Below are 15,788 nucleotides of genomic sequence, written 5' to 3'. Positions count from 1 at the left end.
AAACATGAACAAGGTGGATTATGATCCACCTTGGCTAATTCCGTGCCATCATGGCCAAACGTATGAGCGTGCGTTCGAGCAACGCCGTTTGCGGTGCTTTGGTAGCTGAGCGCAGCTGCAGGTCGGTGTCCGTCAATGCGGTCAGCGCGCGTTCTAGTCGAGCACGGCCCCACTGACTTGCCTGCTGCTCAATCTTGTTACGTCGGGGGCCGAAAACCGGCGGGCGCAGTTTCGCGACACCTGCCGAGGCACCGCCAGGATCACTTGCCACGACATGCAGGCGGCGGAAGTGGCGCATCGCCCCAATTGAAAGCGTCACCGGCGTCACACCTTGCGCATAGAGGTTGCGCAAAACCGGCCCAAGGTCGTTGGCGCGCCCTGACGCCACTACGTCTAACACATCATCCACATCAACCTCTGCCGATTGCGGGGCATTTGCCATCACATCCGCGATGGTCAGCGGCGCCGCATCGCCAAGTTTGTAGAGGCTGACCTTTTCAATCGTCTGCCTGAAATCACCCGGTTCAAGGTTGCTGGCAAGGACCATGAGCGTATCCATCACGTCCCGCTCCGGTCGACCGATGCCTGCGGCCGCAAGGCTCTCTTCGATGTCAGACAGCGTTGGCGGATCATCATAGATCCCGATAGCGACGGTCTGCTGATGTCCTTCAAACACTTTACGAAGTGCAGACTTTGCCGTCAGCTGCCCCGCGGTGACGACAATCTGTGCATCGCCGGGCTGCCAGTCTTCCAAAGCGGCTGCGGCGACTTTGGCAAGACCGTCGCCTGCATCTTCGACAAAGGCCACACGGTGTCCCGGAAAGAACCCCTGTGCCTTGATCGCGTCATCCAGAAGCGCGGGATCTTTGCGCAGGTCTGAAGCGGCGATGCGGGTCAGACGCATCTCGTCTTCGCCCCGCGGACCAACAAGTGCAGAGATAACAGCCTGCCTGTGCGTCGCGACCCGCATCGGATCGGCGCCAAAAATAAGCAGGCCCGCATGAGTCGGATCAGGTTTACGCAGATACGCCTGCGCGGCGCCCCCGGTGAGTTTCATGCTTCAAGCTCAGACGAGAGAAGAAGCAGCCGCGTAACGATCAAATCAGCCAGCGCAACCGACAGTCGGCGCACGGCATCATCCTCCGCAGCCTGCGTCGCACTTGTCGCACCGGTCGCTGAATAACCGGTGAAGGTCTGGACTTGCCCCGCTTTGATTCTGGTGCCGGTGCTCCTGTCAGACAGAACCCAATTGGCCGTCCCAAGAAGGTTAAACCGCGTTATGTCCCCATCGTCGGTGATCGCGGCGGTCCGACGACGACTGGATTGCCTTACCGACAGGACATACCTGGGCGACGAAGCGACGCCCAGCCGTTCTTCCAGTCGACCGCGCAGTTCGAACCCGGCCACGCTATCTTGCGTGCGGAACGAGATCTGATTGCGCAAGGCATTGTCTTCGCCATAAACCGGTGCAAAGCCGCACCCGCCAAGGGCCATAAGGCCCAAAAAGGCGGTACGGCGAGAGATGCGGTCAGATGACAATGTTCACAATCCGCCCCGGCACAACGATCAGCTTCTTCGGCGCAGCGCCTGCCAGCGCGGTCTGGACCACATCCAACGCCAAAGCCATCGCTTCAACATCTTCCTTCGGCGCATCGGCAGCGACCTGAATCTCGGCCCGGCGCTTACCATTGATCTGGATCGGCATGGTCAGGGTATCCTCAACCAGCATCGCCTCATCCGCAACGGGCCAACGCGCATTTGCGATCAGCCCCTCTCCGCCCAACATATGCCAGCTCTCTTCGGACAGATGCGGCGTCATGGGCGACATCAATTGTGCCAGAATGCGCGCGGCCTGACGTTTGGCCCTACCACCGGCCTTTGATTTTGCCAGGACATTGGTGAAGGCGTAGAGCTTGGCGATGGCGGCGTTAAAGCCAAAGGTCTCAATCCCCATCGTGACGTCGTGAACCGCTTTGTGCATTGCCCGCAACAGATCCTCGTCACCCGGCCCCGTGTCATCATCCATCGCCGCGATATCAGTGCAGATGCGATGGACCCGAGCCAGGTGCTTGTATGTCGCCTCAGCCCCCGCTGCCGTCCATTCCACATCACGCTCAGGCGGACTGTCGGATAGGACGAACCAGCGCGCCGTATCCGCGCCATAACGGACAAGGATATCATCCGGATCAACCACATTCTTTTTGGATTTGGACATCTTGGCCGATGGAATCACCTCGACCTCTTCACCCGTCGCGCCAAGACGAGCGCCGCTTTCGGTCCATTCGATATCCTCTGGCAGATGATAGACGGGACGGTCCTTTTCATCACGCGTCACGTAGATTTCGTGCGTCACCATGCCTTGGGTGAAAAGCGCGTTGAACGGCTCTTGGGTGCCTTGCGGCAAATGGCCCGTGATGTTCATCGCCCGCGCAAAGAAGCGACTGTAAAGCAGATGCAGGATCGCATGCTCAATCCCGCCGATATACTGGTCGACATTCATCCAATAGGACGCGTCTTCCAGATCGGTCGGTGTGGCCGCCTTTGGTGCCGTGAACCGGGCAAAATACCATGACGAATCGACAAATGTGTCCATCGTGTCGGTCTCCCGCTTGGCGGGCTTGCCGCAAGCAGGGCACGGGCAGTCGCGCCATGTCGGATGACGGTCGAGCGGATTGCCGGGAATGTCAAAGCTGACATCGTAAGGTAGCTCAATCGGCAGGTTTTCTTTCTTTTCCGGAACGGCACCGCAATCGTCACAATGGACGATGGGAATTGGACAGCCCCAGTAACGCTGGCGACTCAGCCCCCAATCGCGCAGGCGGTATTTGACCTGCCCCTTACCTAGACCCTTCGCCTCGAAATAGTCGATGGTCGCGTCGATGCCTTCCTGACTCGTGACTTCACCCACGCCCGCGAAATGGTCGATGTAGGCGACCTTTTCCGTCTTGGTGGGGACCAAAGCCGTGTTCTCAACCTCGACTTCTTCGCCGGGCATGTAGAATGCATTCCGCACTGGCAGATCATACTTGCGCGCAAAATCCAGGTCACGCTGGTCATGCGCCGGGCAGCCAAAGACAGCACCAGTGCCATAATCCATCAGCACAAAGTTCCCCACCCAGACCGGCAGCTCTTGATCTGGATAGACAGGGTGTTTGACGCGGATGCCGGTATCAATTCCCTTCTTTTCCGCCTTTTCCATTGCCGCTTCAGTTGTGTCCATCTTGCGGGTTTCGGCAATGAAATCGGCCAAGGCGGGGGTGGTATCAGCGATAGCGCGTGACACCGGATGTTCAGCAGAGATGGCGATGAAGCTCGCACCGCGCATCGTGTCGGGCCGCGTTGAATAGCAGACAATCGGATTGCCACCGTCAGTGCGCGCAAAAGGGATTTCGATACCGCGCGACCTCCCGATCCAATTGGCCTGCATGAGCTTGACCTTGGCCGGCCAGTTATCAAGGCCGTCAATCGCGTCCAGCAACTCTTCGGAGTAATCGCTGATCTTAAAGAACCATTGGACCAATTCGCGCCGCTCAACCTCGGCTCCGGACCGCCAGCCTTTGCCGTCGATCACCTGTTCGTTGGCGAGCACGGTCATATCGACCGGGTCCCAGTTCACGACCGCTTTCTTCCGGTAGATCAGCCCTTTTTCCAGAAAGTCAATAAAGAGCGCCTGCTGCTGGCCGTAATATTCCGGATCGCAGGTGGCAAATTCACGGGACCAGTCAATCGACAACCCAATCGGCTTCATCTGCGCCTTCATGTCGGCGATGTTCTGATAGGTCCAATCCTTGGGATGCCCGCCAGACGCCATGGCCGCATTCTCGGCCGGCATGCCAAACGCGTCCCAGCCCATCGGGTGCAGGACATTGTGACCCGTTGCCAGCTTGTAGCGGGCGATCACGTCACCCATCGTATAGTTCCGCACATGCCCGATATGGATGCGGCCCGACGGATAGGGGAACATCTCAAGCACGTAATACTTGGGCTTGTCCGCGCTGCGCACAGCTTTGAACGTGTCGGCCTCGGCCCAGGCGGATTGCCATTTCGGCTCAATCGCGGCGGGTGTGTAAGTGGTCATGGATCAGGTCTCACATGCAAACGCCGGGCTAGGGGCCCGGCGCTATTCTTAATCGGGCAGGTTGCGTAAGGCTATAGGGCGCCGTCGGCAATGCGAAGCTGACGCGCACGCGATAGAATCGCATCTTCCACAGCGCGCTGCGTCTCAACGGCCACAGGGCCATTGCGAGTTTGCAATGCCAGGTTCAGTGACCGCGCATCCATCGCCGGATCGCTCACCTGGATCGTCGCGCGATAGGCGCGACCGCCGCCCGGCGGGGTGCCAAATCCGGTTGTGATCACACCTGTGAAAGGATCTGCGGATTGCACGGGCAGAAAGCTAAGCACATCGAGGGACGCAGCCCAAAGATAGCGATTCACGGCAACATTTTCCGCCCCAGATGGGGTGGGTGGCGGTCCACCACCGCAGGCCGCCAAAGACCCGATGAGGATCGCTGCAACAAGGGATCGCACTCGTTTCGTCACTGTCATGGCCCTGATGGATAAAGCGTTGGGTTTACCTATCAACTGGGCTTTTGGTCCACAAGCGGTTTCCCCTGACAGAAGCCCGATGCCGGACCCCGAACCACTGTGGCAAAGCTGCACCAGAATCCGTTTGCCATACCCCCTCAGCACCTCTGCGCCTTGCAATCGACGATCAACGGGCAGAAACCACTGTCAATCAATTCGGGATGGCTCGGGTTGAGTCAAATATAAACACGAGGGAATTAAACCATGAAAAAGGTTCTCCTTGCTACAACCGCACTGGTTTTCGCATCAAGCTACGCTGCTGCTGAAGTCACTGTGTCGGGTAGCGCAAACGCTGGTCTGAAGTTTTCGGACGCTGATGAAGCAGTCAACTCTGAAAGCACTGAGCTGTTTTATGAGCTCGACTTTGGTATTGCTGGTTCGACCACTACTGATGGTGGCATCGAAGTTGGCGCATCGCTTGATTTCGACCTGGACACAGGCAATCAGTCGGACTTCATTGATGATCCAGAAGTCTTCATTTCTGCCGGTGGCGTAACAGTTACCGTTGGTGCTGTTGGCAGCGCAGACGGTGTTGTTATTGGTGGTCTGGAAGATCCTGGCTTCGACGGGATCGGCATTGATGACCAAGCGACCACTTTCTGGGACGACGGTACGGCAAACGTTCAAATCAAAGCCGAACTCGGTGCCGTAACGCTTGCTGCATCCGGCAACCTTGCTGAGAACGACACTGAAGCCGATGACGATTATGCAGTCGGCGCAAGCTACGATGCAGGTGCGTTCTCCGTTGGTGCGGCTTACTATGAACTGAATGAAGATGAAGTTTTCGCTCTCGGTGCAGAAGTGACCGCAGGCGGTGCTGACATTGCACTGTTCTACCACCAGAACCAAGATTTCGTTGATCCCGGTGACGGTGATGAGGGCGTTGCTGGCTTCGGTGCATCAGTTGTATATCCGTTCGGCGATGTTTCCGTAATCGGTACCGTTGGTGCGACTGACCTCGAAGACGATGAAGTCGATTTCGGTGTTGGCTTTGAATACGACCTTGGCGGCGGTGTTGCGCTCGCAGGTGGTGTTGGCCAATCCGACGAAGACACCCCTGGCGACAGCTACGCCGTGGCTGACTTCGGCATCACAATGGACTTCTAATTCACTTACGTGAATTCGAGTTGAAAGAGCGGGCGGTTTCGTCCGCTCTTTTCTTTTGTGCGTCCGTGTTGCAAGTGATCGGCAAAGAGGAGGTACACATGTCCCTGTCCGAAGTCACAGCCCGCATGGCCAAAGCCGCTGATCAAGCTGGTCGGTCGATGGATGACTTGTCTCTCATCGCTGTTTCCAAGGTGCAGCCGAACGAACGTGTCGCGTCTGTGCTGGATGAGGGACATCGCATTTTTGGTGAGAACAAGGTGCAGGAAGCCGCCGCAAAGTGGCCCATGTTCCGCGAGACCTACGAGAATATCGAACTGCATCTGATCGGTCCCTTGCAAACCAACAAGGCGCGTCAGGCCATGCACCTGGCGCAAGCCATTCATACGGTCGACCGGCTGAAACTGGCCACAACCATTGCGCGGTTGGCACAGGAGCTGGGCAGTTGCCCCGACCTCTTCGTTCAGGTGAATACGGGTGAAGAACCGCAGAAATCAGGGATATTGCCCACCGAAGCGGATGAGTTCATCGCCGAAGTCCGTGAACTTGATCTGCCTCTTGTCGGTCTGATGTGCATTCCGCCTGTGGATGAGGAACCGTCGCTACATTTCGCGCTCTTGGCCAAGATCGCGGCGCGTAATGGGCTGCAGGGGCTGTCCATGGGCATGAGTGGCGACTTTGAACGTGCAATCGCGCTTGGTGCGACGCATATTCGCGTTGGCTCTGCCATTTTCGGCGAACGGGATTACGGGTGAGCGACGCCTACAATCCGCCCCAAGATCCGCTTGCCATCCTTCATGACGATCATGAGGTGCTGCTGGTCGATAAACCAAGCGGGCTTTTGTCGGTGCCAGGTAAAGGCAAGGATCTATCCGACTGCCTTTTGGCGCGCGTACAGGATGTTTTTCCCACGGCGCTTTTGGTGCACAGGTTGGATCGGGACACGTCCGGCGTGATGATCTTTGCCTTGACCCCGCACGCCCAGCGTCACTTGGGTTTGCAGTTTGAGAAGCGGCAGACCAAGAAGACCTATGTTGCGCGTGTCTGGGGGATGCTTTCGCCAAAGACCGGCACCGTAGATCTGCCGCTGATCGTGGACTGGCCGAACCGGCCAAAGCAGATGGTCGACCATGAGAACGGCAAGGACGCAGTGACAGATTGGCGGGTTGTCCGCTCATCGGAGGCCGAGACGCGAGTGCGGCTGATGCCCCGCACGGGCCGGTCGCATCAGTTGCGGGTGCATATGCAGGCGATCCGACATCCTATCCTGGGCGATCCATTTTATGCGACGGGAGTGGCACGCGACCACCCTCGCCTGATGCTGCATTCTGAAACGCTACAGTTTCGCCATCCCGATGGTGGTCAAGGCATGCGTATCACTGCGAAATGCCCTTTCTAAGACCCGACAAAACCAGCCACCGCATCGATCTCTGATTGCGCAATCTCGTGGCCACCGGGATGCCAATGTAGCGTTACTTCGGCGCCTTGCCCTTGCAGATACTCGGCAAAGGCAGTTGTCATCGGGGCAGGACAGATCGGATCACGCTCACCCGCGGTGATCAGAATGCGTCGCCCTGCCAGACCAGGCTGTCGCGTTGGCTTCCATGGAATCAGCGGATGCAACAGGACCATGTCATCGACCAGATCGGGATGCTCCAACGCGACCGCTGCGAGAATGTTAGCACCGTTGGAATAGCCCAAAGCCATCGTGCGCGACGCACCAACTGCTGCTTGCTCAGCCGCGATAAACGCGGCCATCGCTTCGGTCCGCACCGCAAGGTCGGCCATGTCATACACACCCTCCCCCGTACGCTTGAAGAACCGCAGCGCGCCATGTTCTGAAACGTCACCGCGCGGCGACGTGATATGAGCACTTGGCCGAAGCTGCTGGGCAAATCCGTGAAACTGATCCTCGGTCCCGCCTGTGCCATGGAAGGTCAGGAACAGCGGTTGGCCCGCCGTCCCCTTGGTGCGTTTTGCATGATAAGCCATGGCATTTAGCTCAGCGGCTCTAGCAGACCTTCCAGCCGGGCGCGCAGATGCTCGTGCTGGCTAGGCAGCTTCAGCGCTTCGCCCAGATGGGCAGTATCTTCATCGCGGTCAAATCCTGGTTCATTCGTTGCGACCTCAAACAGCACGCCGCCTGGCGTACGGAAGTAGATCGCATAGAAGTAGTCCCGGTCGATCACAGGTGTCACCTGATATCCGGTGTCGAGCAGCGCCTCGCGCACTTCAAGCTGGCGCGCGCGATTCTCAACCGCAAAGGCGATGTGATGCACCGATCCGGCACCTTGCGCGGCGTAAGGGGCGTCTGGCAAAGCTTCAAGATCGATTATGTTGGCCGTACCGCCATTGGGCACGATGTAGCGGCTGACATCCCCTTGTGTGTCAAGATGCTCATAACCCATGAAGCGGAGCAATTCGGCACTTGCAGTCGTGTCGCGCAGCCGCATGTCGGCGGAATGAAAACCGCGGATGGCCATCGCCTCGCTCACACCATTTCCTGTCCATGGCGCGCGGTCATCATCGCTTTCAACGAGCGCGAACAGATCGCCATCGGGGCCTTCGAACAGCACCCGCTTCTGGCCAAACCGTTCATCGGTTGACACACCTTTGATCTCAAAGGTCTTGAAGCGATCCAGCCAGGCCTGCGACGACCCTGTAGGAATGCTGAACGATGTGCGCCCGACCTCGCCCACTCCGGGACGACCGGGTGCGGCATTGGGGAACGGGAAATAGGTCATCACGGTTCCCGGCGTACCCGCGGCATCACCATAATAGAGGTGATAGACGTCAGGTGCGTCGAAGTTCACGGTTTTCTTGACCCTGCGCAGGCCAAGCACGTTTGTGAAGAAGGCGTTGTTTTCGCGCGCGCTGCTGGCGAGCGAGGTGACGTGGTGCAGTCCTTTTACTTGATTGAGCATTGTATCTCTCCTCATCATCATTTGAGGGAGAGATATCATTTTCTTCAGCGCACTTAAGTAACGCGCGCGCACGGATTTAGTGCGTGCGCGCACATGAGATTACTCAGCTGCCCAGCCCGAGATGGCCTTGGCCTCAAGGAATTCCTCGATGCCCCAGACGCCGCCTTCGCGCGCGCGGCCCGACATCTTGACCCCGCCGAAGGGTGAGCCCTGGGCACGGGGCTGGCCGTTCATCTCGACCATGCCGGAGCGCAAGACGCGCGCCATGCGGTTGCGTTTTGCGCCGTCCTGACTTTGGACGTAGTTTGTCAGGCCGTAGGGCGTATCGTTGGCGATTTCGACTGCCTCATCCTCAGTTTCGAACGGGATGATCGACAGGACCGGGCCAAAGATCTCTTCACGAGCGATGCGCATGTCGTTGTTGACGTCGGCGAACACTGTCGGACGCACGAAAAAGCCGCGGTTCACACCTTCAGGCAGACCCGGACCGCCTGCGACAAGACGGGCACCTTCATCGATGCCAACCTGGATCATGTCTTGGATCTTTTCCCACTGCGACCGGTTTACGACTGGGCCGATATGGCGGCCCGGTTCGGAGGCCGGTCCGACGCCCATATTGCTTGCCACTTCTGCTGCTGTTTCAACCGCTTGGTCATAGATCGGACGTTCGACCAGCATCCGGGTTGGCGCGTTGCAGGACTGGCCGGAGTTGTTCATGCAGTGAAGGACACCGCGCTTGACCGCCTTCTCATCCGCGTCGGCAAAGATGACATTCGCACCCTTACCGCCCAATTCGAGCGTCACGCGTTTGAGCGTCTCTGCGGCGGCGGCAGAGATCGCCTTGCCCGCGCGCGTTGATCCGGTGAAACTGATCATCGCCACATCCTCGTGCCGCGAAAGCTGGCTACCGACGCCAACACCGTCACCGTTGACGAGGTTGAACACGCCAGCTGGGACACCGGCATCATGCACGAATTCTGCAAAGAGAAGCGAGGACAGCGGCGCCTCCTCCGAAGGCTTCAGCACCATCGTGCAGCCTGCGAGCAGGGCCGGAATGACCTTGAGCGTCACCTGATTCATCGGCCAGTTCCATGGGGTGATCAGGCCAACCACACCGATCGGCTCCATCGCGATGCGGTCATTGGGGGCATGCGGGCCAAGTTCGCGAATCCACTCCACTTCGTCAAATGCCTCAAGGAACCCTTCCAAATGCCATGGCAGGCAAGGCGCCTGGCTGCTGCGGGCCATGTCGATGGGGGCACCCATTTCGAGACTGATGGCTTCCGCCATCTCCTCAACACGGGCCTCGTATTGCTTGAGGATCGCCTTTACATATTCGGCGCGCTTCGCCGGTGGTGTGGCGGCCCATGCTGGGAAAGCGGCACTTGCCGCAACGACAGCGGCATTGGTATCTGCCTGATCGCCAAGGGAAATGATAGCGCATGGCTCTTCTGTCGAAGGGTCAATCACCTGATAGTCACGCGCCTGAACAGGTGGCACCCACCGCCCGTTGATATAGAAATTGCGGTTCTCGATCATCGCTTCGCTCCCCGTTGATCCGACGCAATCTTTGGCACTGGTCCCGTGCGATGGCAAGCCAAGCATGGCACTTGCCACGCGAGGGAATTATACTCGGCGCTGCACGGTAACCAAGGAGCATGACAGATGAGTCTGCGCATCAATGATACGATCCCCGATTTGACGGTTGAAACCGATCAGGGCACCTTTTCCTTGCACGAATGGATCGGCGATAGCTGGGCAATCCTGTTTTCGCATCCCAAGGACTTTACGCCCGTTTGCACGACAGAATTTGGCGCTGTCGCCCAATTGGCCGCCGAATGGGAAAAGCGCGGCACCAAGGTGATTGGCGTCAGCGTCGACGGCGTAGAAGACCACAAGAAGTGGAAGGGCGATATTGAAAAGGTGGGTGGAGTGCCCGCCGGTTTCCCGATTATTGCCGACGACAAACTGGAAGTGTCGAAAGCTTTCGACATGCTCCCCGCTGAGGCCTATCTGCCCGATGGGCGCACCCCGGCTGACAGTGCCACGGTGCGGTCTGTCTTTATCATCGGGCCCGACAAGCAGTTGAAACTGTCGATGACCTATCCGATGACCGTGGGCCGGAACTTTGCCGAGGTCTTGCGCGCCCTTGACGGGCTGCAAACATCAACTGGCAAAGGTGTGGCTACGCCGGCCAACTGGAACGTGGGCGACGATGTCATCATCCCCGCAACGGTCAGCGATGCCGATGCGAAGGAGAAGTTTGGCGACTTCACGACTGTTCTGCCCTATCTGCGGACAACGCAGCTTAAGGACTAGGTGACAGCTTCTAAAACGGCTCCGGATTTCTCCGGGGCCCAATTTCGTCTTACTTGATCAGAATACGTAGCTGACCGTCACGCCGGCGAATGGATAAACGGGGATGTCTTCCAGATCGTCGTTCAATTCATCGACATCGGCCTGCACGAGCGGATTGACGTCGTCGGATGATACCTCCAGCGACGAGATAATGACCCCGAGATCACCGGAGACAGCCCAACCGGGCGCGAAGGATGTGCTGAACCCGGTCGCCACCATTGGAGCGACGGAGTTTGCGAACTCCACAGTGCCCTCGTATTCGAGCCCTTCATCCTCAACCAGACCCGTGATTTCGGTGTTTGAAACGAACAAGCCACCAGAAATCCGCCATGCATTGCCAAGCGGGTAGTAATCGCCGATCAGCGCAAAGCCACCAAACTCTGCCTCACCGTCGACGGTGGCATCTTCGACCTCAAACTCGTCCTCAATGGTCAACCCACCCATGATCAAGCCACGCACCCGGACCTGTGGATTGATCGTGTATTCGCCTTCCAAAGACAGGCCAAAGTTCGTCGTGCCCAGGCCGACGGCAATGTCGCCAGCATCTTGGGAAAACGCGGTGGTGGCGAACGTCGCCAGGGCTGTGGTTGCAATGAGGGCTCTCAGAATCATAAACCGTTCCTTTCTCGGACATCCGCGCAGGAAAGACTACGCTACTCGTTAGTAGTATCCGTTGGCGCTTGAACCAACGTTACCGGTGAAGTTATTCGCTGAATGTATCAACTTTGCCTATGCGTCACACGAATTGGCGGCATTGGTGCTGCTTTTGCCGCCATATGCCGGAGACGCCGCGAGAAGGATTGGGCTGTGGTCGGATTGATATGTTTAATAATCAACGAGACGAACACTGTTGGGCGACTTTAGTATCACCCTTGTACGCGGGTGATTGACAAGTTGCCGGATGGCTCAGAACCGAAATGATACCGTGACACTCGCATAAGGATAGACCGGAATTTCGCTCGCATCTTCGACGATCTCCTGCAGTTCGGGATCGTTGTCCAATTCCGCCTGTAGCGCGGGGTCTTCGGCAGTGAAAGTAACGTCGATACCGCCGGTAAAGATGACGCCAGCCTCGGTATTCAACGACCATCCGCCGCCCAAGCCAAGGTCATAGCCCGTTGTCAGCATCGGGGTGATGTCACCCGAAAACTGTGCCGCAACGTCCGCATCCACACTGGTCGCTACTCCTTCAACGTCGGCAGTACCGGTTCCGGAGAGTTCGGTGTTGGAGAAAAGCAATCCCCCAGAAACGCGCCAACCTGATTGCAGCGGATAAAAGTCGCCCATGATAGCAACGCCACCCAATGTCACGTTGCCACTGAAATCGCCATCTTCGTCGGTTTCTTCAAAATCCGCATCAATGCCCCCCATCAGGATGCCGCGCACCCGATAGTTTGGATTGATCCGATAGGCCGTTTCGATATTCGCGCCCAAAGTCGATGCACCAAACCCAACAACCACCTCTTCCATGGGCGAGGCATTGAGGACGGAATTGGTTGTGACCGGCTGCTCCTGCGCTGATGCATTGGACGCCATCAAGACAAATGCTGCTGTGAAGACAGGACGCATCATGGGAATCTCCAACTGAAATCGAGTATTGAAGATACGCACTGTTCCTTTCGAAGGTCTTAACCACGCGCAAGAACGACAAAGGCCCAGCTACAACGAGCCGGGCCTTCCCATAGGTGAACTGTTTTGGGCTTAACCCTCTGCAGCTTCTTCCTTTTTGATCTCTTCGCCAGTGTTCTGATCGACCATCTTCATGGCCAGACGCACCTTGCCACGATCATCGAAGCCCAGCAGTTTGACCCAAACTTCCTGACCTTCTTTCAGAACATCGGATGGGTGATTCAAACGGCGATTCTCGATCTGGCTGACATGCACCAGACCGTCGCGCTTGCCGAAGAAGTTCACGAACGCACCAAAGTCGACCAGTTTCACCACGGTCCCTTTATAGATCACGCCCTCTTCCGGCTCGGCCACGATCGAATCGATCATGTCGTAGGCCTTCTTGATCGCCTCGGCATCGTTTGAGGCCAGCTTGATCACGCCATCATCGTTGATGTCGACCTTGGCGCCGGATGTTTCCACAATCTCGCGAATGACCTTTCCGCCCGAGCCGATCACTTCGCGAATCTTATCGACGGGGATAGTCATCGTTTCGATTTTCGGCGCATGGACGCTGAACTCCTGCGCACCGGAAATCGCCTTGTTCATCTCACCCAGGATATGCATCCGCCCGGCTTTCGCCTGCTCGAGTGCCTTTTTCATGATCTCAGGTGTGATGCCGGCGATCTTGATGTCCATCTGCAGTGAGGTGATGCCGTTTTCAGTTCCGGCAACCTTGAAGTCCATATCGCCCAAGTGATCCTCGTCACCCAGAATGTCGGACAGAACGGCGTAAGAGCCATCTTCTTCCATCACGAGACCCATGGCGACACCAGCAACGGGTGCCTTCAGAGGCACACCAGCATCCATCATCGACAGCGACCCGCCACAGACGGACGCCATTGAGGATGAACCGTTGGACTCAGTAATCTCAGAGACGACCCGCACGGTGTACGGGAAGTCAGTCGGTGCGGGCAGAACGGCCTGCAAAGCGCGCCAAGCGAGCTTACCGTGACCAATCTCGCGCCGACCGGGCGAACCGACGCGGCCCACTTCACCGACCGAATAGGGCGGGAAATTGTAGTGCAGCATGAAGTTGGATTTGTAGACGCCGGTGAGCGCATCGATCATCTGCTCATCGTCACCAGTGCCGAGCGTGGTGACCACCAAACCTTGGGTTTCGCCGCGTGTGAATAGGGCCGACCCGTGGGTTCGGGGCAACACGCCAGTCTCGGACACGATGGGGCGGATCTCATCCAGCGCACGACCGTCAATCCGGCGGCTGTTCTTGACGACATCGCCGCGCAGCACGTTGGATTCCAGCTTTTTCATCGCCGGGCCAAGATTTTCGTCTTCCTGTTGCTCTTCGGTCAGTGCGGCGACGATCTCTGCCTTGGCGTCCGACACGGCGGTCGTGCGCTCTTGCTTGTCGGTGATCGCATAGGCAGCGCGCATCTTGTCTTCACCAGCCGCTTTGACTGAGTCGTAGAGGTCCGCGTAGTCGGGGGGCGTGAACTCAAACGGCTCTTTTGCGGCTTCCTCCGCCAGATCGATGATCAGATCAATCACAGGCTGGATCTGCTCATGCGCGAAGGTCACCGCACCCAGCATTTCATCCTCAGACAATTCATAGGCCTCGGATTCAACCATCATCACGGCGTCTTTGGTGCCCGCGACAACAAGATCGAGACGCTGTTCTGGGTTCATGCGCAGATTGTGCATGTCGTCGATTTCAGGGTTGAGGACATAGTCCCCATCCACAAAACCAACACGCGCGGCGGCAATCGGACCCATGAACGGCGCACCAGAGATTGTCAGCGCCGCAGAGGCGGCGATCATCGCGACGATGTCGGGATCGTTGACCAGATCATGCGACAGCACCGTGCACATCACCAGCACTTCGTTTTTGAAGCCCGGAACAAACAGCGGACGGATCGGGCGGTCGATCAAACGGGCGGTCAGCGTCTCTTTCTCGGTCGGACGCGCCTCGCGCTTGAAAAAGCCGCCTGGGACTTTCCCGGCGGCATAGTATTTTTCCTGGTAGTGGACGGTCAGGGGAAAGAAGTCCTGACCCGGTTTTTGTGCCTTCGCAAAGGTCACGTTGGCCATCACGGATGTCTCGCCCACAGTGGCGATGACGGTGCCGTCGGCCTGGCGGGCAACCTTGCCCGTTTCCAGTGTGAGCGTCTCCTGCCCCCACTGCATCGATTTTTTCACTTCGTTGAACATCATGTTTTCCTAACAGGGCCTTGGGCCCATTTGCGTAGGGGGCGTATTCCCCCTCATCCCGGTATCTTCTTTGTCAGGCGCTGGGATGCGGGCGCCGGTCTCTCAAGATTTGCGCGCCATAACGCAGTTTGGGGGGTTTGGGAAGGGGAAGGACGCAACGCCCCGAACGTGTCGCCTGGGATGAGGTGCAGAATGACGCACTAACAAAAGCAAATAAGGTGTTTTCTGCCGTACAGAAGCCGTACAGAACCTGTACGTACATCGATGCCGATTTTGCTCGTTAATGGAGCGCACGGCGGTCGTTTGTTGAGAATGGGTTAAAGGCTGGTTTGAGGCCATAGTGACGCTTGAAATACGACTATTGATGTCGATAGAACTCCGTATGGTATTGAAACGGCTTTTTGCAAGAAGATACCCAACAGAGGTACTTCCTGATTGGGAGCCTGCCCCGTGGCGGATGGAACTGAAGGCTGCCGAGAAGCAAAAACGTGGTTTCTTGGAACGAGCAGAATATTCCATTCGATGGAAGCCTCTGCACTGGGAGAGTTTTCCAGAAGAAGGCATATTTGGCGAGAAAAAGGCTTGGTTTCAATCGCATGACGTCGCTTATGTTGCGTCACTGGGGAGAGAAGACCTGATACTTATACAAAATTTATATTTTGGTTTTCCTGATCCACCAGAATGGGGTCTTGCGTCCCGACCTAGTTCACAAAGCAAGGGCAATTGGAGTCACTGGGGACACTTTCCCGATATACCAGAGGCTTGGGAACTGCCCTGAAAACGGAAATCCCGCGAGGCCGTTAGCCAATTGGCTAACCGCAACAGAGTCCGCGTAGCGGCCAACTTCGTGCAGAACACAATGCCGGCTTCGGGCCGCCCGCGGACTTTAGCGCCCGGCGCAGCTAAGGGAAGCAATGAGCCAAATTTCAGAATGCAGCGGTGTGCGCAATTCTCAAAGATGCGCAGAGAGGGAGTTTT

15 protein-coding genes are annotated in these 15,788 nt (G+C 57.3%); 5 read left to right on the top strand and 10 right to left on the bottom strand.

Features of this window, described 5'->3' with window-relative positions:
* Positions 1–34: 34 nt before the first annotated feature.
* The 4 genes from holA to SLH47_RS21995 form a co-directional block, all read right to left on the bottom strand.
* Positions 35–1,057 (bottom strand): DNA polymerase III subunit delta, encoded by a 1,023-nt coding sequence (gene holA / locus SLH47_RS22010; protein WP_320242704.1) that lies wholly within the window; start codon positions 1,055–1,057, stop codon positions 35–37.
* A complete protein-coding gene (gene lptE / locus SLH47_RS22005; protein ID WP_320242702.1) occupies positions 1,054–1,539 on the bottom strand; it encodes an LPS assembly lipoprotein LptE in 486 nt (161 codons plus the stop codon). Before lptE ends, holA begins: the two co-directional genes overlap by 4 nt.
* A complete protein-coding gene (gene leuS / locus SLH47_RS22000) occupies positions 1,529–4,078 on the bottom strand; it encodes a leucine--tRNA ligase (RefSeq protein ID WP_320242700.1) in 2,550 nt (849 codons plus the stop codon). The genes lptE and leuS overlap by 11 nt, the downstream gene beginning before the upstream one ends.
* 71 nt (positions 4,079–4,149) lie before the next feature.
* A complete protein-coding gene (locus SLH47_RS21995) occupies positions 4,150–4,548 on the bottom strand; it encodes a DUF3576 domain-containing protein (RefSeq protein WP_320242698.1) in 399 nt (132 codons plus the stop codon).
* Between the two features lie 243 nt (positions 4,549–4,791).
* On the opposite strand from SLH47_RS21995, the gene SLH47_RS21990 reads away from it, so the two are divergent.
* The 3 genes from SLH47_RS21990 (at position 4,792) to SLH47_RS21980 (ending at position 7,090) form a co-directional block, all read left to right on the top strand.
* On the top strand, positions 4,792–5,694 hold the full coding sequence (locus SLH47_RS21990; protein WP_320242696.1) for a porin: 903 nt from the start codon (positions 4,792–4,794) through the stop codon (positions 5,692–5,694).
* Between the two features lie 98 nt (positions 5,695–5,792).
* Positions 5,793–6,446 (top strand): YggS family pyridoxal phosphate-dependent enzyme, encoded by a 654-nt coding sequence (locus SLH47_RS21985; protein WP_320242694.1) that lies wholly within the window; start codon positions 5,793–5,795, stop codon positions 6,444–6,446.
* A complete protein-coding gene (locus SLH47_RS21980; protein WP_320242692.1) occupies positions 6,443–7,090 on the top strand; it encodes an RluA family pseudouridine synthase in 648 nt (215 codons plus the stop codon). The genes SLH47_RS21985 and SLH47_RS21980 overlap by 4 nt, the downstream gene beginning before the upstream one ends.
* Here the strand turns inward: SLH47_RS21980 and SLH47_RS21975 are convergent.
* The 3 genes from SLH47_RS21975 to SLH47_RS21965 form a co-directional block, all read right to left on the bottom strand.
* The gene (locus tag SLH47_RS21975; protein WP_320242690.1) at positions 7,087–7,683 is read right to left on the bottom strand and encodes an alpha/beta hydrolase; all 597 of its coding nucleotides are present in this window, start codon (positions 7,681–7,683) and stop codon (positions 7,087–7,089) included. The genes SLH47_RS21980 and SLH47_RS21975 overlap by 4 nt on opposite strands.
* Before the next feature lie 5 nt (positions 7,684–7,688).
* A complete protein-coding gene (locus tag SLH47_RS21970; protein ID WP_320242688.1) occupies positions 7,689–8,615 on the bottom strand; it encodes a VOC family protein in 927 nt (308 codons plus the stop codon).
* A gap of 99 nt (positions 8,616–8,714) precedes the next feature.
* On the bottom strand, positions 8,715–10,154 hold the full coding sequence (locus SLH47_RS21965) for an aldehyde dehydrogenase family protein (RefSeq protein ID WP_320242687.1): 1,440 nt from the start codon (positions 10,152–10,154) through the stop codon (positions 8,715–8,717).
* Between the two features lie 126 nt (positions 10,155–10,280).
* Here SLH47_RS21965 and SLH47_RS21960 point away from each other — a divergent pair, with 126 nt between their 5' ends.
* The gene (locus tag SLH47_RS21960) at positions 10,281–10,934 is read left to right on the top strand and encodes a peroxiredoxin (protein WP_320242685.1); all 654 of its coding nucleotides are present in this window, start codon (positions 10,281–10,283) and stop codon (positions 10,932–10,934) included.
* A 57-nt stretch (positions 10,935–10,991) separates the two neighbouring features.
* Here the strand turns inward: SLH47_RS21960 and SLH47_RS21955 are convergent, their stop codons facing one another.
* From SLH47_RS21955 to pnp, 3 genes are all read right to left on the bottom strand, one after another.
* Complete coding sequence (locus SLH47_RS21955; protein ID WP_320242683.1) at positions 10,992–11,585, bottom strand: hypothetical protein; 594 nt, start codon at positions 11,583–11,585, stop codon at positions 10,992–10,994.
* Positions 11,586–11,879: 294 nt separating this feature from the next.
* On the bottom strand, positions 11,880–12,545 hold the full coding sequence (locus tag SLH47_RS21950; protein WP_320242681.1) for a hypothetical protein: 666 nt from the start codon (positions 12,543–12,545) through the stop codon (positions 11,880–11,882).
* 129 nt (positions 12,546–12,674) lie between these two features.
* Positions 12,675–14,810: a polyribonucleotide nucleotidyltransferase gene (pnp, locus tag SLH47_RS21945; RefSeq protein ID WP_320242679.1), complete on the bottom strand. Its 2,136-nt coding sequence runs from the start codon at positions 14,808–14,810 to the stop codon at positions 12,675–12,677.
* A gap of 364 nt (positions 14,811–15,174) precedes the next feature.
* On the opposite strand from pnp, the gene SLH47_RS21940 reads away from it, so the two are divergent.
* Complete coding sequence (locus SLH47_RS21940) at positions 15,175–15,588, top strand: hypothetical protein (RefSeq protein WP_320242677.1); 414 nt, start codon at positions 15,175–15,177, stop codon at positions 15,586–15,588.
* Positions 15,589–15,788 lie beyond the last annotated feature (200 nt).

Origin of the sequence: Cognatiyoonia sp. IB215182 (assembly GCF_033963905.1) — a bacterium.
In the GTDB taxonomy this organism is placed as follows: domain Bacteria; phylum Pseudomonadota; class Alphaproteobacteria; order Rhodobacterales; family Rhodobacteraceae; genus Yoonia.
Note: the sequence above shows the minus strand (reverse complement) of the source record. Positions and strands in the feature narration are given on the sequence as shown.